The following is a 21,595-nucleotide window of genomic DNA, read 5'->3' as shown; positions in this document are numbered from 1 at the left end:
CTATGGCAGTGAAGCCGGTCCCTCTGTATGTGGCGGCAACGGCCCATGGGTTTGGGCATGTCACTCGCCTGGCGGCGGTGGTAAACGCTTTGCGGCGGCGGGATCCCAATGTCCTGCCCATTTGGGTGACACCAGCCCCCCGCTGGCTCCTGGAGCGCTATGTGGAGGGGCCGTTTCTCCATCGACAGCGGGCCCTGGATGTAGGCGTGGTGCAGCCCGATGGTCTGCAGGCAGATCTGCCGGCTACACTAGCTGCCCTCAAGACGTTCAAAGCCGGGGCTGAGGCACTGATTCAGGAAGAAGCGGAGTTCATTCGCGCCCAGGGGATACCCTTGGTGTTGGCGGACGTGCCGCCGCTGGCTGCAGCAATTGCCCAGGCCGCCGGGATCCCCTGCTGGATGGCGAGCAACTTCGGCTGGGACTTTATCTATCAAGAGTATGGCCCCCAGTTCCAGCCTTTTGTGGTCTGGATCCGCGAGCTGTACGGGCGGTGCCAGCGGCTGTTTCGCCTGCCCTTTGCCGAGCCCATGGGCGCCTTTCCCTGCCAAGAGGCAGTAGGGCTGACGGGGTCGGATCCGCGCTACTTGGCAGAGGAGGTGGCCCAGCGCCTGGGGCTAGAGCGAGAGCGACCCACGGTTTTGTTGACCTTTGGCGGGCTGGGGTTGCAGGGCTTGCCCTACGGGCGGCTGGAGGATTTTCCCGACTGGCAGTTTCTCACCTTTGACCAGCAGGCTCCTGCCTTGCCCAACCTGCGAGTCCTAGACGGTCAAGTGTGGCGGCCAGTGGATGTGATGCCCCTCTGCCGCTGGGTGGTGTCCAAGCCGGGCTATGGCACCTTGGCAGAGGCACTGCGCTGTGGCACGCCCATGGCCTGTGTCAACCGCTTTGGGTTTGCCGAGTCGCCCCTATTGGTGGAGGGATTGCGGCGCTACGGCTGGCATCGCATCCTCTCTGCCGAGGAGTTTTTCGAGGGATCCTGGGACTTCTTGCGGGATCCCCCCTACCCACCCCAGGCGTCGGAGAAGTTGGATCGGGGGGGCAATGAGGCCATTGCCGCTGCCATCGCGGCCTTCCTGAGGCAGTAGCATAGGGAGCAGCTTCTTGGAGCGGATCCCATGGCCGGCAGCACTACCGAGTCGTTGCGGCAAGTCTACGAGGAACTGCCCTATCCCAACGTGCCCCTCGAGACGTCAGGCCGCAACGCCATCGACAGCCTGTACCGCCTGAGCTGGACGACGGCCCAATACGCCCGTACCCGCGCCATCCTGCCCAGCGAGGGGATCACCATCCTCAATGTCGGCTGTGGCTCTGGCTGGGAGACCTTGCTCTTGGCGGAGGCCAATCCAGGGGCGCGGCTGGTGGCCTGTGATCTGGCGCCAGAGTCAGTGCGAGCAGCCGAGCGGCGCCTGCGCTACCACGGGTTCGGGGAGGTGGAGCTCTACGCCCTAGACTTGTTGGAGGTCGAACGGCTCGGGTTGCAGTTTGACTTTATCAGCCTTAACGATGTGCTCTATTTGCTGGACGACCCGGTGGCTGGGCTAAAGGCCCTCAAGCGAGTGCTCAAGCCAAACGGGATCCTGCGGGCCAACCTACACCACGCCTACCAGCGGGAGGTGATCTTCCGCATGCAGGAGGCGTTCCAGCTGCTGGGCCTGTTTGAGCTGCCCACCCCCGAAGCTTGCCGGCGGGTGCGGGAGTTTATGGCCAGCCTGGCCTCTGACGAGCTGCGGGTCTCCCTGCACTGGGATCCCCAGATCTACAGCGACGACACCAACATCCGCGCCAACTACCTCTTGCCCGGCGACAAGGGGTTTTTAATCCCAGACTTGATGCGTATGCTCCAGGAGGCGGAGCTGGGCTTGGTTTGCCTGGTGGACTACGCCGACTGGGATCCAGCGCTGCTGTTTAAAGACAAAGCCCTGCCGGCTTGGCTAGAGGCGGAGCTGGACAAGCTCTCTCCTGCCGAGCAAAACCACCTCTACGAGCTGATCTGCCCCAACCACCGCCTCATCGACTTTTGGGCGGAGCACCCTGGCTCTTCCCTGGTCTTGCCCTGGAGTGATGAAGACTGGCTGAGAGGCAGGGTACAGCTCAACCCCATCTTGGCGGACAACGCTGAATTTCGCCACAACTTCGCCCAGGCCCACGAAAAAAAGCAGGAGTTTGCTATGAATTGGCCAGGGGCTAGCCGCGGGCGCCTAACCATTCCCGGGGCCCAGATGGCCTGGCTGGGATCCCTGTTGCAGGGGCCAACGGCGGTGGCCAGCCTCATCGAGCAAGCAGCCCAAGCCAATCGAATAGACCAGGAAGCGGCTCAGGAGCAGGTGCTCACCTACCTGGCAGGGCTGGAGTCGTTTCTGTTTGTGATGTTGGATCCCACCCCTTCCCCAGATAGGTCAGAAGAGGGAACGCTGAACTCCGCTGCAAAACGGCAACTGCCGGCAGGCTAGGCCCAGGGATCGTCGTCGAAGGGGCTCTCCTGCCAATAGCCACCTGGCTGGGTTGGAGGAGACTGCTGAGGTGGGGGCGGTGGGTAGCCAATTGGAGGGGAAGGCGGCGGTGTGGGGATGGGAGTTGGCTTTTCCATATCCTCAAGCCGCGGCAGGTCAGCAGGTTTGGGCTCGACCCCGAGGCTTTTCAGCTTGGCCTGGGCCTCTTGGATCTGGGCGTTTAGCTCTTCCAAGTAGGCGCGGTAGTGGTTGACGGCCTCTAGGTATTGCTGAGCTTTGCGCTCGTTGTCTTTGATCACCGCTTCCAGCTCTTTGTTGCGGACGGTGTAGTCGGCCTCCTGGTTGGTAAGGTTTTCAATGGCCTGGTTGAGCACAGCTCGACGGCGCTCCAGTTGGGCAACAATTTCCGAGAGCTGTCGTTCCCGTTCGCTGAGGCTGCGCTCGCGGTTTTGGGTTTGCTCCAGTTGAAAGGCAACTTGGCTGAGTTGTTCGCGCAGGTGCATCACCTGGGGCTCGATCTCGTTGCGCTCCTGCTGCAACTCAAAGACCCGCGCCTCCAAGTTCTCTTTTTCCTGCTGCAGCACTTCTCGCTCGTTCAAGAGGCGGGTATAGAGCTGGTTGAGGAAGTCCACTTCCATCACCACCTGGCTGAGCTGGGTGGCATATTCCCCCACCAAGGCCAACTCCCGGGCCAGGTTTTGGGTTTCGCTGGTGGCTTGGTCAGTGAAAAAGGGAGGAAGCTGGGTGGTTTCTCGGAGGCGTTGGGCAAATTGCCTGAAGCGGAAGGAAAAGTTGCTCGCCATGGCCGGTGCAATAGCCTCGAAGTCGGGAGAATGCCGATGGTCTGGATCCCATCCAATCTAACATCGAGCTGCAGCCTTTTTGGGGGCAGAAATCCGTCCCCAAAGCTCGGCTAAAGAAAAGCTGGGCTTTAGGGTGTGGCTGTCGTGGCCGAGGAAGCTGGCCCTGGGGATTGGTTTCCGTTCCTGCTTTAGGGTTGGGTTGGGATCCTGGCCAAACGGCGCAGCAGCCGCTGCAGCAAAAGGTTATGGCGATTGCCGAAGCTGGAAAAGCGGCTTTCAATCTCTTCAGCAGGGATGGGGTCGATCTGGGCCAGCTCCAGATCGCTCAAGAAAAGAACCCGCGCCACAGCAAGAGGGATCTGCAAAAACACATTGGCTCCCCAAAAGCCAAAGGCAGCAATGACTAGACCCGCTAGCCGACTGCCATCGCCGGGAGTAAGGGGGGCAAAGAGAGGTGCCAAGTCGTAAAGACGCTCGAGAACCTCCAGCAGTAGGAACGCCGCCAACACCGTCAAGATCTTGTGTTCCGGGCTCACAAAAGCAGCCAGGATGCGGCGCTGGTCAGGGGAGAGCTCCTCCGGAGGAAAGGCGACCACCCACAGGCTGAAGACATTGAAGGGCTTGCGCCACTGCATGGCTAAAACCGGCCCAATGCCTGCCACCGCCACTGCGGCCTGCTCCACGCCCACCGGCAGGAGGGGATCCCCCATAGCCAACCCAACAAGAGTTAGCCCCATCCACAGGGGGAAAAGGAGGATCCCAGCAGCGTGGATCCAGAGGAAAGGTTCCTGCCAGTGGCTGCGCATGGGAAGTCCCAGGGACACCCAAGCAAAGCTAGCGGCGGGACTTGTCCACCACTTCCAATTCTGTGAGGCGGAAGGTTACCAATTTATCCCAGTTGCCGCCTTCAAAAAGGACGGCAGCGTGGTCGTCGGTAACCCGCTGCACCTGGCCCTCAAAGAGGTAGTAGGTATCGTTGGGGTTGATGACCCGCACGGCAACGCCAGGGTAAATCGGAGGAAGCTCCTGGAGAAGGGAGGAAGGTGCAGTCATAACCGGTGTTTACGATTCCTCGCGGGCAAAAAGCCCTACCCTATTATAGGGGTATAGGGAAGACCCTCTTTGGCCCCTCCGTTCCTGGCCAAGCCAACCCCAAGCCATGCCTGCCGACCCAGTTTCCCAAACTTGGCACGTTTTGGTGATCGACGACGAGCAGGGAAGGCGAGCCTTGGCCCTCAGTGCCGCCACCTATTCTATTGGCAGGGATCCCAGCAACGCCATTGTCATTCATTCGGCGGCTGTTTCTCGGCAACACGCCCTGCTCTTGCGGCTACCGCAAAAGGACGGGCAGTACACCTACCGCTTGCTGGATGGGAATATCGAGGGCAAGCGCAGCACGAACGGCCTCTCGGTCAACGGGCAGAGATGTTTGAGCTGGGATCTCAAAGACGGGGATCAAATTCTGTTGGGAGAGCAGGTGCGGCTGCAATACTACGTTCGCCGCTCTTCTGAGGCCGACTTGCAGCAGTACCTCCAGGAGGTAAGCTTCCGCAGCCTCAAGACCCCAGTCCTGGATCGGCGGGCAACCACGCTGCAGCGGTTCGAGCCGTCCCCAGTCCAAGTAGCACCGCCGGCGCAGGCAGCGGCCAAGGTTGCAGAAGGGGGGCCGAGCTGGCGCAATCCTATCCGGCTGCTGGTGCAGGCCATCTGGCGGCGCCTATGGGCGGAGCGGCAACCGTTCCATTAACTCTCAGGAATACCCAGCCGTTCCGAGGCCGGAGGGACAGGCTCTAGGGTGCCCGCAGCCCCTTTGCGATCTTGCTCTGTAACCTCGGCTTGGAGTTCTAGGAGAGAGGAAGGGGCCTCTGGAGCTGCCGTGGTGGCTGCTGTTGCTTCTCCACCCCCCAGCACTCCCCGCAGCCAGAGGGGGGCAACGAAGGTGGTGGCAATCACCATGACAATGATGCTGACGTCGAGGGCGTCGGAAAGAACACCGCTGGCCGATCCCACCCCAGCAAACACCAGGCCCACCTCACCGCGGGGAATCATGCCCACGCCGACAGCGTAACGGCTGAGGCCCGGCTTGCCAAACGCCCCCAGGCCAGCGGCCAGCTTGCCGAAAATGGCAACACTAACCAAGAAGGCGGCAATGATCAACCCTTCCCGGTTGGCAGGGAGGGTGGGGTTAAGGACGGCGAGGTTGGTTTTGGCCCCAACACAGACGAAGAAGATGGGCACCAGCAGGTCGGAAACGGGTTTGATCTGTTCTCCTAGCTCTTGGCGCTTGTCCGTTTCCCCCAAAATCAAGCCAGCGGCAAAGGCGCCCAGAATCGCCTCCAGGTGGATGGCCTGCCCCACGTAGGCCAACAGGAAAGCCAACACCAGAGCCGGCAGAAGGGGGTTGCCGCGGGTCTTCAGGTGGCTGAGGAGAGCCACAAAGTAGGGGCTGAGGAGTCGCCCCAAGACAATAGAGCCGACCAGAAAGACGACAGCGCTGACAAGGATGAGGCCCACATCGGCGACATCAACCTCGCCGGTTTTGGCCAAGCTCGCCACCACGGCCAAGATGACAATGCCCAACACGTCGTCCAGCACGGCAGCGCCAAGGATCACCTGGCCTTCGGGGGAGGTGAGTTTTTGCAGCTCGGCCAAGACGCGGGCGGTGATGCCAATGCTGGTTGCCGTCAGAGCTGCCCCCGCAAAGATGGCGGGGATGACGGGCACATGAAAAAGGTAGAGCAGGCCCAGTGTTCCCGCCGCGAAGGGGACAGCAACCCCAATAACGGCTACAGCCGCCGCCTGCGGGCCAACCCGCAACAGTTCCCCCAGATCGGACTCGAGGCCAATTTCAAAGAGGAGGATAATGACCCCGATTTCCGAGAGGACCTCGATGATCTCAGCCTGGGAGGCAAACACCGGCACCAGGGATCCCTCGTCAAGGCCAGCGGTGGCCTGTAAAAGTTGCATAAGAGCCGAGGCATGGGCCAAAGCAGGCAACGTCTCAGCAGAAGGCGGCCCCTCGGGAAAAACCAGCAGCCCCAGGGCAGAACCGCCCACCAGGACACCCCCCACTAGCTCGCCCAGTACGGGAGGAAAGCCGAAGCGGACGGCTATTTCCCCGGCAATGCGGCTGACCAGGTAGATAACCACCAGTGCCAGCAGCACCGCCACCAAGATCACAGGAGCGAGGTTGTCTCCCCCTGGCGGCTCAACGGAAGCAGCGGCTTCGACAGCTAGCAACACCGGATCCAAGACCCTCCCATGGACAGCTTTCCATCTAGGCTGGCCTCCGCAGAGCCGTATCTCTAGGGTCGCTCTGCCAGGAGACTGTTCCAAAAGCTAACCTCCTGCGTAGCCTGCTGGCAATGCCTAGGGGGCACGAATAGCGCCGGCTACCTTACGATGGGCGGAGGCCATCATCCACCGCTCCCAAGCTGGATCCCAGCCCAGGGGAACAAGGCGGCGCCGTGCAAGTGGCACAATGAGGAAGTCCCCCCTTGCCGGGTTGTCCGACAGGCCCTCTCTTGAATATGCGGCAGCTCCGTCTTCTCCTGCTGGTTGCCTGTTTCCTGTTAACGGGTTGGCTGTCTCCGCCTGCCCATGCTCTTCTCAACGACGACCGCTACGACGGCAACATCTTTGCCCTCTACGGCTCCAATGGGGGCATGGTTCCGCCGCGCGTCTCCCTAAAGCAGGCGAAGGAACAAGGGATCCCGGCCCTTCTTGTCTACTACATCGACGACAGCAGCGATTGCAAACGGTACGCGGCAACGCTCTCCAGCTTGCAGGTTCGCTATGGCCGGGCAGTCTATTTCATTCCTTACTCAGTGGATTCTCTTTTGCCAGGCGATGAGCGCGGCCAGTACTATAGCGGCCGAGTTCCCCAAACCCTTCTTTTTGACTCCCAGGGCAAGCTTGTCTACCACTCCATCGGCAACCGCCCCATCACGGAAGTGGAGAACGCCATTCGGGCTCTTTTCCAGCTGGATCCCCTTCCCCCGGGGGTGATCCAAGCCAAGCCCTTCAACGAAATTCAGACCGGATTTTTCACTCCAGCCAAGACCCAGCCGTGACAGCTCCTCCCGATTCCCCGGATCCGCTTGAGGCTTTGCAAGCAAGGCTTGAGATCTTACAGGCACGGCTAGCCGACCTGCGCCAGCTGGAGCGCCTGTCGCAGCTTTCCCCTGACCAATGGGCTGAGCTCCAGACGGAAGTCAGCCAGCTAGAAGAACGGCTGCAAGCCTATCTGCTGGAAGTGTTTCTCCCTGCAACCTTTTGGCAGGTGGTGCGCTTTGGCGGCCTGGGCCTGCTCCTTGGCATTGCCCTGCAGCGCTGGGTGCTGGGCTAGCTTGCTCTTCCCTCCGCAGCTACTGCAGATCCCGCTCTTGGGAGTGCCAGCAACGGCTAAGAGGCCAGTACAGAGCCGGTGCCCACAAACTACTTAAAATGGCCGAGGTAAGGACATTGCGTTGATGGTTCCACCAGATGCTCTCTAGGGAGCGGGGGCCGGCGCTGCCAAGGCTTCCTAGCGGGGAACTTGCCATGCCTGCCGGGGCAAAGGCCGTCAGCCACATCCATTGCAACGCCATCAGCGTTTCGGCAATCACCACCATGCCAAAGACAATCAAAGCTATGGAGATAAAGTCCTCGTGCATATAGCGCTGTTTCTGCAACCTGGCTGCGAGGATCCCGACCACGGCTAACCCTAGAGCATGGGTAGGATAGGGGTTGGTGAGGGCGTCCTGCAGGAACCCCAGGGTGATCCCGGCAACAGCCCCCTGCCAAGCTTTTCGCCGCACACTCCAGCACACCACCCAAATCAAAGGCCAATCGGGGGTCAAGCCCGCCAGCTCCAAGCCCGGCCCCCGCCACCACGGAGCCACCGTTGCCAACAGCCCTGACAGGACGGTAACCAGCCAGTTGAGGTGAGGTTTAAGAGGGGGAAGCCGCAGGTTGAGCATAGGGGTAGACCAAGGCCCATTCTAGAAACCCTAGCGGCGCCGACAGTTCAACAGTGGCCTGGGGAGCAGGGCTAGCATCTAAGTTAATTGCCCGAACTGTTCCCACGACAATCCCGGCGGGGTAGAGGCTGCTCAGCCCCGAGGTGACCACCACATCGCCCACCTCTACCTGGGGATTTTTATCAAAAAAGTCCAGAATAGCTTCCTGGCTGCCAGTGCCCCGCAAGATACCCATCTGCCGGCTGCGGCTTAGCGTCACCCCCACTCGGCTGGTGGGATCGCTAATGAGCAGCACGCGACTGCTGTTGGGGGTTACTGCCTCAACCCGACCAATCAATCCTCCCGGCGCCACCACCACATCCCCTACCTTGATCCCTTGCCGGCTGCCGCGGTCAAGGGTAAGCTGCTGCCACCAGTGATCGGCACTGCGGCCCACTACAGCTGCCGGGATCTTCACCTGGGGCCCTTGCTCGGCAAGCTGCAGCAGCCGCCTTAGCTCGCGGTTTTGGTGCTGCAACTCGGCTACTAGGGCCTGTAGCTCACGGGTAGCAGCCTGCCGGAGCACCTCCTCGGGATTCACGACTGGACGGAGTGGGGCCGTGAGCCGAGTGTACGCCTCTACCAGCAGGGATCCCTTCGTTTGGCGCAGGCTTAGGGCGGCCCCTAGGGCCAAAGTAGCTAGGAGCAGCCCCCCAACCTTGCGCCTCCATTGGCGTAGCCGACTCAAGCACTACTCCTCTTAACCACTCCACTCCCACCCAAAATGGAGAGCTGCAAACCCTGCTAGGCCTTGAAGCTGGCACTCAACACCCGACCCAGGGTTTTGAAATCCTCCAAAACTTTCCCCGTGCCGAGCACCACGCAACTGAGGGGATCGGGGGCAATGTGAACCATGATCCCAGTTTCATGGCTAATCAGAGCGTCCAGGCCCTTGAGCAGGGCTCCGCCTCCTGCCAACATGATGCCACGGTCAATGATGTCAGCAGCAAGCTCCGGCGGCGTGCGCTCCAGGGTACGCTTGATGGCCTCCACAATCACTGAGAGAGGCTCGGCCATGCTCTCGCGGATCTCGGTGCTTTTGACCGTCACGGTACGAGGCAGGCCCGAGAGGAGGTGCAGCCCCCGCACTTCCATGCTCAGCTCTTCCTGAGTGGGGTAGGCAGAGCCAATTTGAATTTTGATCTCTTCGGCGGTGCGCTCCCCAATGGTAAGATTGTGGGCTTTTTTCATGTACTGGATGATGGCTTCGCTCAGCTCATCTCCTGCCACCCGCACCGATTCGCTCAGCACGATCCCTTGCAGGCTGAGGACAGCCACCTCAGTAGTGCCGCCGCCAATGTCGACAATCATGTTCCCTACGGGCTCCTGCACCGGTAGGCCAGCCCCAATTGCCGCTGCTACCGGCTCATCCACCAGGTACACTTCCCGCGACCCCGCCTGCAGGGCTGCCTCCATCACCGCCCGCCGCTCCACACCGGTCACCCCACTGGGGATGCCAATGACAATGCGCGGCGCAATCAGGTAATGACCTCCGTGTACCCGCTGGATGAAGTGCTTGAGCATCATCTCTGCCGTGTCAAAGTCGGCAATCACGCCATCCCGCAGAGGGCGCACGGCAACAATGTTGCTGGGGGTACGGCCCAGCATCTTTTTGGCCTCTTCCCCTACCGCCAGAAGTTGCTTGGTGTTTTGGTCGATGGCCACTACAGAAGGCTCTTGCAGGACAATGCCGCGCCCGGCCACGTAGACCAGCGTGTTGGCCGTGCCCAAGTCAATGCCCATGTCACGGGAAAAGCGGCTAAATAGCCCCAGCACGGTAGGTTGCTCCAGTTTTTTGTAAAGAGGCAGCAAGTCTTGCTACCTACTATAGTTCAACCTTGGGAGAGAGTGGAAAAGCAAAAGGGGGCTAGGGTTGCCATGGAGATTGCCGCGGCTTTGTTCAGCTTGGCCACCCCCAACTTACCTCGCTTGCTGCGCTTTTACCAAGCCCTTCTGGGGATCCCGCCCCAGGTTCGGGTTCCTCCCCAGGGAGAGCCGGTGTATGGGGAGTTTCGGCTGCCGGGACTGCGACTGGGCCTCTACCACAGCCGTGAGCCAGAGTTGGCAGTCCCAGGAAGGGCAGCCAGCCTCTGCCTGCAGGTGCGGGATCTAGCTGGATACTTGGGATCCCTAGCGGCGGTGTTGGCCGAGTACCAAATCTCCCCTTCCCCTCTGCGCCAGGCCTTTCACGGCCAAGAGGTGGAGCTGTGGGATCCCGATGGCAATCGCATCGTCCTGCACCAGCCTTCGGCCCCTTTCTGGGAGGCAATGGCCCTAGGCCCGATCCCTCAAGAAGAGTCCTGGAGCTAACTGCACCTGGAACTGCCGCACTGCCAGGGGCAGGGTTTGAGGTGCAAAAAATAGCCCCCTCCTTACAGAGGAGAGGGGAGCGATGAGAAGCTGGGCAAGCGATCCCTAGACCACAGCGGTCTTCTTCACCTGAGCCGACAGAGCGCCGGAGGCGTACTTAGCCGCCATCTCATCTAAGGTAACGACCGGAATTTTGGTGCCGTGACCGGCGCAGCCAAAGGCAATGTAGCGCTCGGCGCACACCTTTTGCATTTCCTTGATGGAAGGCTTGAGGAAAGAGCGGGGATCAAAGTCTTTCGGGTTCTCGGCCAGCGCGCGGCGCACGGCAGCCGTAATCGCTAGGCGGTTGTCCGTGTCGATGTTAATTTTGCGCACCCCATTTTTGATGGCCCGCTGGATTTCTTCAATGGGCACACCGTAGGTTTCGGGGATAGAGCCGCCGTACTGGTTGATGATGTCAATGAGCTCTTTAGGCACCGAGGAGGAGCCATGCATCACCAAGTGAGTGTTGGGCAGACGGCGGTGGATCTCCGCAATGCGATCGATGTCCAGGATGTCCCCTGTAGGCCGGCGGGAGAACTTGTAAGCGCCGTGGCTGGTGCCGATGGCTACGGCCAGCGCATCCACCTGGGTTTGCTCCACAAAGTCCACCGCCTGATCCGGGTCGGTAAGCAGTTGGTCGCGGCTAAGAGCCCCTTCGGCGCCGTGGCCGTCTTCCGCCTCGCCGCGGCCCGTCTCTAGTGACCCCAGGCAGCCCAGTTCCCCTTCCACCGTCACGCCAACCGCGTGGGCCACCTTCACCACCTCAGCAGTAACGGCTACGTTGTACTCATAGCTGGCCGGGGTTTTGGCATCTTCTTTGAGGGAGCCATCCATCATGACGCTGGTGAAGCCATTGCGGATGGCAGAGTAGCAGGTGGCGGGGCTGTTGCCATGGTCTTGGTGCATGGCCACGGGGATGTGGGGATAGGTTTCCACCGCCGCCAGGATCAGGTGGCGCAAAAAGTGTTCGCCCGCATACTTGCGCGCCCCTCGAGAGGCTTGCAGGATGACTGGACTGTTGGTTTCATGGGCAGCCTGCATGATTGCTTGGATCTGCTCCATGTTGTTGACGTTGAAAGCTGGAATGCCGTAGTCATGTTCGGCGGCATGATCCAGCAGGATGCGCATAGGAACAAGAGCCATCGCTTACCTCCTGAGGTGCTGACTTGATGCGTTTGAGATTTGCTTACTGTTAATCCTAAGGTATCTTTTACGTTTTGCGGGACAAGATCCCGGGATTTGGGGATCTCGCTGAACAATCCCTGCCACTGTTGGCTGCAATGCCCACGCTTAGGCGCACCAGGCGGCCTGAGAGACCCAGATACACTGGAGGAGTATTGCTTGACATTTTGCTTGCGTTCGCTTGTGCGGAGGCGTGAGAAAGTGGACTTCAATCCATGGCGGGTCTTGGGTGCCAAGCAAGGCAGGAAACTCGCCGGTCGAGATCCAAATCGCAGAAAACGGCGTTTGGCTTTGGGGGTAGGCTGGGCCCTCACCTGCTGGTCAGTGGGCCTTTCGGCAGTAGCTTGGGGGATCCCAGGGCAAGCGCCAAGTCAGGTGGCTAGCTGGGTAAAAGACAACCCGGTGCTGCGGCCCCGTCCAGGCGAGACGTTAAACATCCATCGGGTGGAGCCGGATGGATCCCGGTTTACTTTCTTGGCCTCAGTCGCCCCGCCAGGCCGGATCATCAACCCCCTGGATCGGGAGACGATCCGCTCGGAACGGATGACCTTTTTTCGCCCGCAAGGGCTGACGGCAGAGGATCTCTTTCGAGCTATTCGCGAGGTCTATGGCCCTGAGATCGCCGCCGATTTGGATCAGGCAGTGGAGGTCATCCGCTACCCGGCCCCTGCGGCCCTGGCTGGCAATCCCGGCTATAGCCTTGCCTTGGCCACGCAAGGCGTGGTGCTGCGGGGAAAGCAATTGGTGTATTGGCTAGAGCTGACGCAAAACCCCGATGGCCGCGTGCAGCAAGGGCAAGTGTGGGTGTTCCAAGAAGAATGGCTGCCTAAGGTAGAAGAGGAGCTGAGGCAGCGCTTCCCCTTGCAAGTCAAGGCCCGCTGAAGGGAGCAGCGGTGGTTTGGCTGGTTGGCCTTACGTTGTTTGCCAGCGCTTTCTGCCTCTTCTGGGGGCAGTTGTTGGTGGGCAAGTTGCTGCTGCCGCTGTGGGGAGGATCCCCCCTGGTGTGGAATACCTGCCTGGCCTTTTTCCAGCTTGTCCTGCTATTGGGCTACCTGTGGGCGGATTGGCTGGGGCGGGGCCGCCATCCCGAGCTGGGCGTGCTGATCCACGGGATCCTCATGCTGGCGGGGCTTAAGTTTTTGCCTTTTGAGTTCAGGAGCCACCCGCAGCCGGAGGAGGCCTTTCCTCCCCTAGCCCTCTTGGCCAACTTGGCAGTCGGAGCAGGGGTGCCGCTATTGCTCCTCTCGGGAACGTCGCCCCTGCTGCAACGGGGGCTGGGCAAGAGTAAGAGGGATCCCTACGGACTCTATGGAGCCAGCAATGCCGGCAGCTTGGCGGGACTGCTGGGTTATCCGCTGCTCTTGGAGCCGCGGCTGTCTTTGGCTGAGCAAACCCAGCTCTGGAGGGGAGCCTATGCGTTGGTTGCCGGATTGGTGCTCCTAGGCGGGGTGGGGCTGCTGCTAAAAAGACAGGGGACAGATCCCTCTGCCCTAGGGGAGCCAGTCGCAATCGGCAGAGCGGAGCCTAGCTTCTGGGGGAAGGGCTGGCGCTGGGCTGGCTGGGCCTTCTTACCGGCGGGTTTGGTGGTGGCAGTCACCACCCTCCTGACCACCGATGTGGCGGCGGTGCCCTTGCTGTGGGCCATCCCCCTGAGCATTTACCTAGTGACCTTTATGCTGGCCTTCGGCGGCATCCATCCCAACGAGTTGGCTTTGGGGACGACAGCTTTGCTGGCCTGCGGGGCGATAGGGGCGCAGGTCATGGGCTGGGTGAAGCCTTGGTCTGCAGTGTTGCCTCTACATCTAGGGGCTTTTGGCTTGGTGAGCTGGGCCTGCCACAGCCAGTTGGTCCGCTGTCGGCCGCCAGCCCAGCAGTTGACCCGGTTTTACCTGTGGCTGGCTTTGGGAGGGAGCTTGGGGGGCCTGTTTGCTGCTTTGCTAGCACCCCAGGTGTTTGAGGCGGTGCTGGAGTATCCGCTCCTCCTGAGCCTGGCGCTGGCAGCCTTGGCGCCCCAGGGAGGACGGTTGGGCCTAGGGCTGGGGTTGGGGTTGCTCCTGCCCCTTTTGCTGGTGCACTTTCGTTTCCAGGCGCTCTTTCACCTTGGAGCAGTCGTAGGGCTGGGCTTGGGCTGGGCGGTGCTGGCCCTAGGGGGAGAAGGCGGGAGGGGATGGCTGTGCCGCCTGGGGGTGACCATGGGTTTGGTTTTGCTGCTGGGACAGCTCTGGCTGCCGCCGGGGCTGCAGGTAGTAGCCAGCGAGCGCAGTGTCTTTGGCCTCCATCGCCTTGTGGAGTACCGCAACGAGGCGGGATCCTTCCGCAGCCTCCTGCACGGCACCACGCTGCACGGCAGCCAAAACCTGGATCCCCAGAAAGCCCTGGAGCCGCTCACCTATTTTTCCCGCCCAGGGCCGGTGGGCCAGGCGCTCCAGCGGTGGCGGGCGCAGCTAGGCTCTTCTCCGGCTCAGGTTGCGGTGTTGGGGCTGGGGATCGGCACCTTGGCCGCCTACGCCGAGCCGGGGGATGAGTGGACCTTTTTCGAGCTGGATCCCACCGTGGCCAACTGGGCAGGCCGCTACTTTGCTTACCTCGACTGGGCCAGCCAGCGGGCGCGGGTGCGGGTGATTCTGGGCGATGCCCGCCTCCGCCTGCAAGGGATCCCCGATGGCAGCTATGACCTACTGGTAATGGATGCCTTTAGCTCTGACGCTGTGCCCCTGCATCTGCTCACCCAGGAGGCCCTGACCCTCTACCTCAGCAAGCTTAAGCCCCAGGGCTGGCTACTTTTTAACATCACCAACCGCCACCTGAATTTGGCGCCAGTGTTGGCCGCCTTGGCCAGAGAATTGCAGCTTTCCGCCTGGCATCAAGCCCAGGAAGATCTCACCGCTGCCCAGCGCCAGGCGGGGCTGGCCCCTTCCCATTGGGTGCTGATGGCCAGAGGTTCCCTTGCTTTGCAGAGTTCCGACGGGGATCCCTGGCAGCCCCTTCTGCCCCAAGCCGGGGATCCCCTCTGGCGGGACGATTTTTCCAACCTGCTGCAGGTGCTCCGCTGGTCCTAGAGCTCTTGGTCTAGGAGGGGTGGAACTGGCAGAAATCGGGGAGGGACCACAGGACAGAGTTAGTATGAGTTATGATTGTTTGCAGCGTAACTGATATCTATCCGTGAGCACGGCTTATGTCTTCTTCAACTGGGCAAGCCCCCACCGCCGACTCTCAAACCGTCCTGACTGCAGCCTCTGCACCTTGCTTTGTGGCCATTGGTGGCAGCCTGCGGCCCAACTCCCTGACCTATCGGGCCCTGGAGGTAGTGCGGCGCGAGTTCGAGAAGCTGGGGATACCGCTGCACCTTCTTGATTTGCGGCAGATGAAGTTGCCCTTTGCCGATGGTTCGGAATCCTACCCCGACTATCCCGATGTGGAGGTTTTGCGGGCAACGATGAAGCAGGCCGATGGGATCATTCTGGCCAGCCCGGAGTACCACGGCAGCATCAGCGGCAGCCTGAAGAATGCTCTGGATCTGCTGAGCTTTGAGCACTTGGAGGGCAAGGTCTTTGGGCTCATCAGTGTCTTGGGCGGCGAGAGCAACAGCGACACCCTTAACCAAATGCGCCTGATTGTGCGGTGGCTGCACGGTTGGGCGATCCCAGAGCAAATTGCCATCGGGCGGGCTTGGAGTGCCTTCGATGAGCAGGGCAACCTCAGGGACGAAAACCTGCGGCAGCGCTTCCAGCGCTTTGTGCAAAGTCTGGTAACCAATACGTCCAAATTGCGCGGGATCCCTCTCGTAACCAGGCAGTGAGGACTGCAAGTTAGCTCTATTGACGGCACAATACCCTGCAGGGGCATCTCCAACTGCCTTGGAAATGTTGGCTTCCAAGAAACAGCAGGGTTAAGGTGAGCCAAGAGGTGGCTGGGCCTGCTTGCCCTCAAACCTGACCAGCCAATGCTTGAACTATGGTTCAGTCTGTTTCTCCTCACCCTAGTGGAGCGGGGGCAGTCTCTCCGCTGGTGGCCCTACAGGCAACCTTGCAGCAGATGCGGGAGCAGACCGACGCTAAGGCCCTGATTCAGCTCACGCTGGAGTATGTCAAGGCAGTGTTTGGGGCGCCGCTAATTTGGCTAGCCCTCTACGACCCTGCCAATCACCAGTTGGTGGGCCAAGGTGGCGTGACCCTGCGAGAGGAGGATCAACCTCTCTTGCAAGCTGCGTATCCCCTACAGCCGGGGGAGATTCTCGATCAGGTGGTGTTCGAGCAGCGGCCCATCAGCGTGCCCGACCTTTCCCAGGAGCCGCGCATGGGTCTTTGGCAGCGAGAAGCCAAGCGGCTGGGCGGGATCCAAGGCTGCTTCATCTACCCCTTCTCTACGGTAGGGCGGCGGCGCTGCCTGGGGATCCTGATGCTGGGATCCCAACTGTGGGGCGCTACTACCCACGAGGAGGAAAAGGCGCTCCTGGGGATTTTGCTGGGGCAGTTGGCAGCCTCTTTGCAGAAGCTGGAAGATGCCTGGAAACGGCAGGCCGAAAAGCGCTTTGAAGAGTCGCTCCTGAGATTGGGGGCGGCGATGTGCCAGGCGGGATCCTTGCAAGAACGGGTTAGCCTGGTTACCCAGGAGCTGCAGTCCTGCTTGGGCGCCGTTCACATCCAGGTGTACTGGCACAAGCCCAGGGAGGGACGGTTTGTTCCCCATGAAAGCGCCGCTAGGCCTACTCCTGCCCCCACTGCCAGAGGAACCAAAGCCGGGGTAATCCCGATGGAAGAAGGCAGCCTTGCGCTCCGGGAATTGGGAAACCTGTACTCCTCTCTTGCGGCAGGCCAGGTGGTGGTGGGCGACCTGGAGACAACCCGCGCCGAGGTTCCCCTCAAGTTGATGCAGCAGTGGCGAGCGCAGTCGGCTTTGGCCGCCCCAATCCGGCTGCAGCAGGAGCTGCTGGGGTTTATCTGGGTGCAGTCGGAGGTGCCCCGCACCTGGCAAGCTGCCGAGCGCCAGTTGGTGGCCGCTGCCGCCCATGGGCTGGCCTTGGCCACTCCTCTGGAAAATCTGGATCGTCGCCTCCGCCAGTTGGCCGACGACCAGGAGTTCGTGCACCAGGTAGGCCAGGCCCTCTCCAACCCGGCTCAGCTGCAGCAGGCTCTCCAGCAAGCGGTGGTTGGCCTGGGCCAGCGCCTGCAAGCCGCCGCGGTAGCGGTGTTGACGCTGGATCCCAACCAACCAATCCCCCGCCTCTTCTACGAGTACCGCAGCGAGGGCCAGCAGGCTTTGCCGCAGCAGTTTAGCTCCCTAAGCGAGCAAGATTGGCAGGATCTGTTGCGCAGCGAGGTGGTGGTGGCAGAAAACTACGACCAAGATCTGCGCCTGCTCTCCTGGCGGCAGGAACTGGCCCCTCTGGGGGTACGTTCCCTCATGCTCACCCACACGGAAGTCGGCGGCTCTGCCACTCCCGCTGCCCTTCCGCAAGGGCTGATCCTCGTGCTCCATCCCCAGCGGCGGGCCTGGAGCCGGGAAGAACGGCAACTGCTGCGCGGGATCGCCCAACCCGTGGGCCTGATCCTGAGGCAAATCCAACTGGAACAGCGGCGGCAACGGCAAGAGCAACTGTTCAACGGCCTGGTTGCTGCCTGTCTGACGCTGCAGAACCTGACTACCCTGCCGGAGCTCTACGCCGCCACCGTCCAACAGACGGCCCAAGCGTTGGGGATCCCCTTGGCGCTGGTGGTGAGTTGGCAGCCAGGGGAGAGCCGGGCCCGCTTGCAGCCGCCTTTTGCCGCCGCCCCCGCGTTTTACCCCACCGGCCCCACTGAGATCGATCGCCAGGATCCCTTGCTGACCCGCGCGCTGCAGGCAAGAGGACCCCTCCAGCTTTCCCAAGACCAGATCCCAGCTGCCAGCCGCACCTGGTTGAACTCGACGGGCCTGGGATCCTGGCTGCTGCTGCCGCTGGGCGAGGGCGGCCCCGAGACTGGCGACTCCCCTGGTCTGGAGCCACTGGGGGTTTTGATCCTGGGAGCAGAGGCAGACAAGGTTTGGGAGCCGGAGGAGCAGGCGGCAGCGACGGTGATTGCCCAAACCTGCGGCTGGACGCTGCGGCGCTTGCTTTGGGTACAAACGCTGCAGGAGCGGCAGGAGGTGCTCAGCGAGCTGAACTGGTACAAGCACCGCCGCCTGCTGGATCTGCAAAGCGCCTTGCTGGACAGCCTGCGCCGCCTAGGCCAGGTGCCAGCAACGCCAGGAGACGAGGCCACGCGCTGGCAAAAGGTGGTGGAAATTGCCAGAGGGCTGCGGGATCTGGCCGCCTCCGTGGAGCCCTTGTTGCAGGCAGAAACCTGGCAGGCGCAGCCGCAGTTGCAGTCGCTGTCTGTGGCTACTTTGGTGCGCAAGAGCCTGCGCCGGCTGGAGGGTCTGGCCCAGAAACGCAAGCTGTGGCCGCGCGCCCACGGCGACCTGAGCCTTACTGTTTGGGGGGATCCCGGACGCCTGGAGATGGTCCTCTGGGAGGTGCTGGTTGCCGCTGCTTTGCGCAGCCCGGAGGGGGGGCGGCTGGATCTGTGGAGCCGGGTCGCCGTTGGCGAGAGCGGTGCGGAGCACTCTGGCTATGCAGAACTGCTGGTGGTGGATCAGGGCCGCTTTGACCCCCACCTGCTGGCAGCCCTGCAAGGGGATCCCCGGCAGGTCGTCTCTGCCGATCCCTTGTTCCAGTCCCCGCTAGCGGCCAGCCCCGGCTTGGAGCTTAGCCTTTGCCAGCGGATTGTGCAGCGCCTGGGGGGGCAGCTGTTGTTCTACCTCTCCTCTGATGGGCGCTCGGTTTCCCAGCTGCTCCTGCCGCTATCTTTAGGGCGACAAAGCTCTCAGCAGCCAAAACAGGGGCAGGAGGGCCAGCGCTCCTCGATCTAGCCGCCGTAGCTGCAGACGGTGCCAGCGCAGAGGATGGTCGGGACCAGTTAGCCCTCGAGCTTGCATGGCCGCCGCTATCTCCTGCGCTCGCAGGAGCAGGTTTTCAAAAAAGCGCTCCACCAAAGCCAGAAGGGTTTGCATTCCACCCCGAAAGCTGAGGGATCCCCAACGCACATCGCGGGTGCGCACCGCCCGCACCAAGTTCTGGACTTCCTCCATCACCAGCGGCAGGAAGCGGAGGGCCAAGGTGAGGGTGAGAATCACCTCCGCAACCGGCCAGCCCCAGCGCTGGAGAGGCTGTAACAGCCGGGCAATCCCCGCCGTAATTTCCTCGGGGGCGGTGGTCAGCAAGAACAAATTGGTGGCATAGAGCAGGGTAAAGATGAGGGTACCCAGCCGCAGAGCTACGGAGAGGGAACGCCGCGAGACTTGAAACGTTCGCCCTAGCAGGGAAACCTGCAGCAAACGGTAGCGGTAGGGAACTGGCCAGGCACGGGTTTGCTGCTGCCAGGCCTGGCTGGCCGCTGCCCTCTCCTTCACCTCCAGGTTGGAGTTGGAGATAAGTCCATAGCCCACCACCTGCGCATCCTGCCGCTGCGGCTGGGGGAAGACCCCTAAGCCATCGGGGGCGAAGCTGGTGATCCCAAAAGCAAGCAGGCTGAGGGCCAACACCAGCGAAAGCTGGCCCGACCAGACCCGGCGCGGCAGACGGGCTGCTACCGTCAAGAGCAGGAGAACCGCCACCACGGCCAGCCGCCAGCCACTGCTGGCCAAAATTGGGCTGAGGAGAAAGCTAAGCAACCAGGCCAACTTCACCCGCGGGTCAAGACAGTGCAGCCAGGTGCGCGGCTCTTCCAGATAGATCCCTAGCGGGGCATTGCGCAGAATATCCACCACCGGAAAGCGGGAAACAAGCTATTGCCTGGGCAAGGCAAATGGCAGAAAAGGCTTAGAGTCGCTCGACCAAGCGAGTTGAGCCCGATTGAGCGGCAATCCACCCTCCTGGCGCCCCCTCTTGCTCGACGCGCAACCAGACAGGTACCCGTCCTTCACCTACTCGCACCTCTACCACCCGCAGTAAAGCTTGGCGGGGGGCCGTCCCGACAATGGTTCCGCTTAGGCTAGGCTGCTGGCGGATATTGATGCCATCGTTGGAGATCACCCGCACCCGTTGGACTCCTTGCCACTCAGCCAGGGGGCCAATCAACTCAGGCTCAGGCGAGGGCTTGGCCTGATCCGAATTCTCAAGAGCAACCGGTGGCTGCTCCAGTTGCACCTGGGGCTGTTCCAGCGGCGGTGGTGGGGTGAACAGGCTGCGCAGTATCTGCCAGCTAACCACGAGGGAGAGAATGCCCCCGCCGACCACGGCAGCCAAACGAAGGTGGAGGGAGGGGGCAGGACGCTCAGGCCGACTTCGTCTAGAACCCAAGTGGCTGCGGTGGTGACGCTCCACCTCCTGCAGCCCCCTCTTGTAGGCCTGAAGGCTCCCTTCTGATGGGGGAGAGCTGGCTGGCTCCCCGTCCCATGGAGCAGGCCACTTGGGCAAGTGCGACGGCTCTTGGGAAACTCCCTGCGGGAAGGGAGCAGGCGGGTGATTAGCACCCCCAGCAGCGGGCGGTTGGGATAGAGGCAGGGTAGGAGGTGGAGATAGGGTACCTGCTGGCGAGCTCTCGCGGCTAGGCATCTCGTCCAGGTAAGCCTGCACCTGAGGGTTGTCGAAGTAGGCTTTCAGGCTAGCCTGGGCAGGATCCAAGGCGTAAAACTCTGGGAATACCTCATCCTGGAACCACTTTTCCGTAAAGCGACAGAGGCCTGGCAATTGATCCGGGGATCCGGCAGAGTGCTCCTCAATAAACTGCAAGGCTTCGGTTTCCTGACTGGCGCGTAGGTGACTAAGGGCTTCTTCAGTTTGCCCCAACAACAAGCTGCAGATAGCTTGCTCCAGATGCACATCTTGCCGCTGGGCGAGGCGAATCAGGTAGCCGCGCGCCCGCCGCACTAGAGCTGGCCGTTTCTCCACGTAGCCCGCTGTCAGCAGCACCTGCGCAGCCAAGTAGGCAGCGACCAAGGAAGGGCGCTCCGCCTCTTGTTCAAAAAGCTCCTGCTGTTCTTTCAGGGTGAGGTAGCGGCGCACGCGCTGGATGAAGCGTAAGAAATCTTCCGTACTCAAGCCAGAGCCATCTTGCCCACCGCCCTCAATGCCGCCCCGCTCGTCGAGCATGGCCTTGAGGAGAGCCAGCCCCTGCTGCCGCGCCAGGGCAGGAGCTGCAGCTACTCCTTTGCCCATGGCAGCTGGGGCATTGGGGTCAAGGAGCTGCAAAATGCGGTAGGGGCGCAGCTTGCCCAGGTCGATGCGGAGCTCTGCCTGGAGCTGAGGAAAAGCCTGACACTCCTCCAGTTCGGCCAAGCCTGTCTGCAAAGAGTGCGCGGCTTCTTCATAGGCTCCTTGTCGCCAGGCTTCCCGGCCTAGCTCTAAACGGGCCACGGCCCGCCCCAAAATGGCATCAGAACGGGCGGGGTGTCCTTGATCAAGCATTTGCTGAGCCAAGCTTAAAGCCGCTGGGTACTCTCCAACTTCACAGCACAGGCACAGCACTCCCGGCAGAAGGGCCTCGTCCACCGTCAGGGTGGGATGCGCTAGGGTTAGGTGTTCGTCGTAGCTGCGCCGTGCCTCAGGGTCGAGCAGCACAGAAGCGGCCTCCTGGACAAGCTGGGCACGAGCCTCCACGGCCTGCGGCGAGAACCCCACTAGCCAAGAACGTTCGCCTGGCCTGAGCTCGCGGCGCTCTTGGTAAGCCTGTTCGATCTGATGCTTGTCTGCCCGTGGCGACAGCATCAAGATTCGGTAGTAGTCGAGGGGCACCCGCACCGTCATCATCTCTTACGTTGTTCTCCTGCTTGGGTCGTCGGGGTGGCG

The 21,595-nt window shown here is 61.6% G+C and carries 20 protein-coding genes; 10 read left to right on the top strand and 10 right to left on the bottom strand.

The features are described 5' to 3' along the window. Positions 1-2: 2 nt before the first annotated feature. Both NW814_RS05455 and NW814_RS05450 read left to right on the top strand, forming a co-directional pair. Positions 3-1,085, top strand: a complete 1,083-nt coding sequence (locus NW814_RS05455; protein WP_414405497.1) for a glycosyl transferase — start codon at positions 3-5, stop codon at positions 1,083-1,085. Between the two features lie 30 nt (positions 1,086-1,115). After that, positions 1,116-2,450, top strand: a complete 1,335-nt coding sequence (locus NW814_RS05450; protein ID WP_414405496.1) for a class I SAM-dependent methyltransferase — start codon at positions 1,116-1,118, stop codon at positions 2,448-2,450. Here the strand turns inward: NW814_RS05450 and NW814_RS05445 are convergent. From NW814_RS05445 to NW814_RS05435, 3 genes are all read right to left on the bottom strand, one after another. Next, positions 2,447-3,253, bottom strand: a complete 807-nt coding sequence (locus NW814_RS05445; RefSeq protein ID WP_414405495.1) for a hypothetical protein — start codon at positions 3,251-3,253, stop codon at positions 2,447-2,449. The genes NW814_RS05450 and NW814_RS05445 overlap by 4 nt on opposite strands. Before the next feature lie 188 nt (positions 3,254-3,441). After that, positions 3,442-4,077: a low-complexity tail membrane protein gene (locus tag NW814_RS05440; protein WP_414405494.1), complete on the bottom strand. Its 636-nt coding sequence runs from the start codon at positions 4,075-4,077 to the stop codon at positions 3,442-3,444. Between the two features lie 10 nt (positions 4,078-4,087). Then, entirely contained in the window at positions 4,088-4,306 is a 219-nt protein-coding gene (locus tag NW814_RS05435; protein ID WP_414393193.1) for an NAD(P)H dehydrogenase subunit NdhS, read from the bottom strand. A 106-nt stretch (positions 4,307-4,412) separates the two neighbouring features. On the opposite strand from NW814_RS05435, the gene NW814_RS05430 reads away from it, so the two are divergent. Continuing rightward, positions 4,413-5,000 carry an FHA domain-containing protein gene (locus NW814_RS05430; RefSeq protein WP_414405493.1) on the top strand — a complete coding sequence of 196 codons (588 nt, stop codon included), beginning with the start codon at positions 4,413-4,415 and terminating at the stop codon, positions 4,998-5,000. On the opposite strand, the gene NW814_RS05425 is transcribed toward NW814_RS05430, so the two are convergent. Beyond that, positions 4,997-6,496 carry a cation:proton antiporter gene (locus NW814_RS05425; protein WP_414405515.1) on the bottom strand — a complete coding sequence of 500 codons (1,500 nt, stop codon included), beginning with the start codon at positions 6,494-6,496 and terminating at the stop codon, positions 4,997-4,999. The genes NW814_RS05430 and NW814_RS05425 overlap by 4 nt on opposite strands. 254 nt (positions 6,497-6,750) lie before the next feature. Here NW814_RS05425 and NW814_RS05420 point away from each other — a divergent pair, with 254 nt between their 5' ends. Both NW814_RS05420 and NW814_RS05415 read left to right on the top strand, forming a co-directional pair. Continuing rightward, positions 6,751-7,326, top strand: coding sequence for a thylakoid membrane photosystem I accumulation factor (locus NW814_RS05420; RefSeq protein WP_414405492.1), 576 nt, complete (start codon positions 6,751-6,753; stop codon positions 7,324-7,326). Continuing rightward, positions 7,323-7,601 (top strand): hypothetical protein, encoded by a 279-nt coding sequence (locus NW814_RS05415; protein ID WP_414405491.1) that lies wholly within the window; start codon positions 7,323-7,325, stop codon positions 7,599-7,601. The genes NW814_RS05420 and NW814_RS05415 overlap by 4 nt, the downstream gene beginning before the upstream one ends. Positions 7,602-7,620: 19 nt before the next feature. Here NW814_RS05415 and mreD read toward each other — a convergent pair whose 3' ends face one another. From mreD to NW814_RS05400, 3 genes are read right to left on the bottom strand one after another with little or no spacing between them, the layout of a single operon-like run. Continuing rightward, positions 7,621-8,214: a rod shape-determining protein MreD gene (mreD, locus tag NW814_RS05410; RefSeq protein WP_414405490.1), complete on the bottom strand. Its 594-nt coding sequence runs from the start codon at positions 8,212-8,214 to the stop codon at positions 7,621-7,623. After that, positions 8,186-8,941: a rod shape-determining protein MreC gene (mreC, locus tag NW814_RS05405; RefSeq protein WP_414393201.1), complete on the bottom strand. Its 756-nt coding sequence runs from the start codon at positions 8,939-8,941 to the stop codon at positions 8,186-8,188. Before mreC ends, mreD begins: the two co-directional genes overlap by 29 nt. A 56-nt stretch (positions 8,942-8,997) precedes the next feature. Further along, positions 8,998-10,026: a rod shape-determining protein gene (locus NW814_RS05400; protein WP_414393785.1), complete on the bottom strand. Its 1,029-nt coding sequence runs from the start codon at positions 10,024-10,026 to the stop codon at positions 8,998-9,000. A gap of 75 nt (positions 10,027-10,101) precedes the next feature. Between NW814_RS05400 and NW814_RS05395 the strand changes: the two genes are divergently transcribed. After that, on the top strand, positions 10,102-10,563 hold the full coding sequence (locus NW814_RS05395) for a VOC family protein (protein WP_414405489.1): 462 nt from the start codon (positions 10,102-10,104) through the stop codon (positions 10,561-10,563). A gap of 105 nt (positions 10,564-10,668) precedes the next feature. On the opposite strand, the gene fba is transcribed toward NW814_RS05395, so the two are convergent. Then, positions 10,669-11,748, bottom strand: a complete 1,080-nt coding sequence (gene fba, locus NW814_RS05390; protein ID WP_414393205.1) for a class II fructose-bisphosphate aldolase — start codon at positions 11,746-11,748, stop codon at positions 10,669-10,671. Between the two features lie 324 nt (positions 11,749-12,072). Between fba and NW814_RS05385 the strand changes: the two genes are divergently transcribed. The 4 genes from NW814_RS05385 to NW814_RS05370 all read left to right on the top strand — a co-directional run bounded on the left by NW814_RS05385 (position 12,073) and on the right by NW814_RS05370 (position 18,678). Further along, a complete protein-coding gene (locus tag NW814_RS05385; RefSeq protein WP_414393207.1) occupies positions 12,073-12,669 on the top strand; it encodes a hypothetical protein in 597 nt (198 codons plus the stop codon). Between the two features lie 11 nt (positions 12,670-12,680). After that, complete coding sequence (locus NW814_RS05380) at positions 12,681-14,846, top strand: fused MFS/spermidine synthase (RefSeq protein ID WP_414405488.1); 2,166 nt, start codon at positions 12,681-12,683, stop codon at positions 14,844-14,846. Between the two features lie 116 nt (positions 14,847-14,962). Continuing rightward, on the top strand, positions 14,963-15,586 hold the full coding sequence (locus NW814_RS05375; RefSeq protein WP_414405487.1) for an NADPH-dependent FMN reductase: 624 nt from the start codon (positions 14,963-14,965) through the stop codon (positions 15,584-15,586). A 155-nt stretch (positions 15,587-15,741) separates the two neighbouring features. Continuing rightward, positions 15,742-18,678 (top strand): GAF domain-containing protein, encoded by a 2,937-nt coding sequence (locus NW814_RS05370; RefSeq protein ID WP_414405486.1) that lies wholly within the window; start codon positions 15,742-15,744, stop codon positions 18,676-18,678. On the opposite strand, the gene NW814_RS05365 is transcribed toward NW814_RS05370, so the two are convergent. Together NW814_RS05365 and NW814_RS05360 are read right to left on the bottom strand one after the other, a co-directional pair. Continuing rightward, positions 18,616-19,572 (bottom strand): energy-coupling factor transporter transmembrane component T family protein, encoded by a 957-nt coding sequence (locus NW814_RS05365; protein WP_414393214.1) that lies wholly within the window; start codon positions 19,570-19,572, stop codon positions 18,616-18,618. The two genes, NW814_RS05370 and NW814_RS05365, sit on opposite strands and share 63 nt — an antisense overlap. A gap of 55 nt (positions 19,573-19,627) precedes the next feature. After that, positions 19,628-21,556 (bottom strand): SH3 domain-containing protein, encoded by a 1,929-nt coding sequence (locus NW814_RS05360; protein ID WP_414405485.1) that lies wholly within the window; start codon positions 21,554-21,556, stop codon positions 19,628-19,630. Positions 21,557-21,595: the final 39 nt, after the last annotated feature.

The sequence above is a fragment of the Synechococcus sp. R65.1 genome, assembly GCF_047461755.1.
Lineage (GTDB): Bacteria > Cyanobacteriota > Cyanobacteriia > Thermostichales > Thermostichaceae > Thermostichus.
Note: the sequence above shows the minus strand (reverse complement) of the source record. Positions and strands in the feature narration are given on the sequence as shown.

Bases quoted from the DNA above. Each gene is read 5' to 3' on its own strand.
- fba (WP_414393205.1), bottom strand. From the start codon at position 11,748: ATGGCTCTTGTTCCTATGCGCATCCTGCTGGATCATGCCGCCGAACAT.
- NW814_RS05360 (WP_414405485.1), bottom strand. From the start codon at position 21,556: ATGATGACGGTGCGGGTGCCCCTCGACTACTACCGAATCTTGATGCTG.
- NW814_RS05370 (WP_414405486.1), top strand. From the start codon at position 15,742: ATGGTTCAGTCTGTTTCTCCTCACCCTAGTGGAGCGGGGGCAGTCTCT.
- NW814_RS05375 (WP_414405487.1), top strand. From the start codon at position 14,963: ATGTCTTCTTCAACTGGGCAAGCCCCCACCGCCGACTCTCAAACCGTC.
- NW814_RS05445 (WP_414405495.1), bottom strand. From the start codon at position 3,253: ATGGCGAGCAACTTTTCCTTCCGCTTCAGGCAATTTGCCCAACGCCTC.
- mreD (WP_414405490.1), bottom strand. From the start codon at position 8,214: ATGCTCAACCTGCGGCTTCCCCCTCTTAAACCTCACCTCAACTGGCTG.
- NW814_RS05455 (WP_414405497.1), top strand. From the start codon at position 3: ATGGCAGTGAAGCCGGTCCCTCTGTATGTGGCGGCAACGGCCCATGGG.
- NW814_RS05430 (WP_414405493.1), top strand. From the start codon at position 4,413: ATGCCTGCCGACCCAGTTTCCCAAACTTGGCACGTTTTGGTGATCGAC.
- NW814_RS05435 (WP_414393193.1), bottom strand. From the start codon at position 4,306: ATGACTGCACCTTCCTCCCTTCTCCAGGAGCTTCCTCCGATTTACCCT.
- NW814_RS05450 (WP_414405496.1), top strand. From the start codon at position 1,116: ATGGCCGGCAGCACTACCGAGTCGTTGCGGCAAGTCTACGAGGAACTG.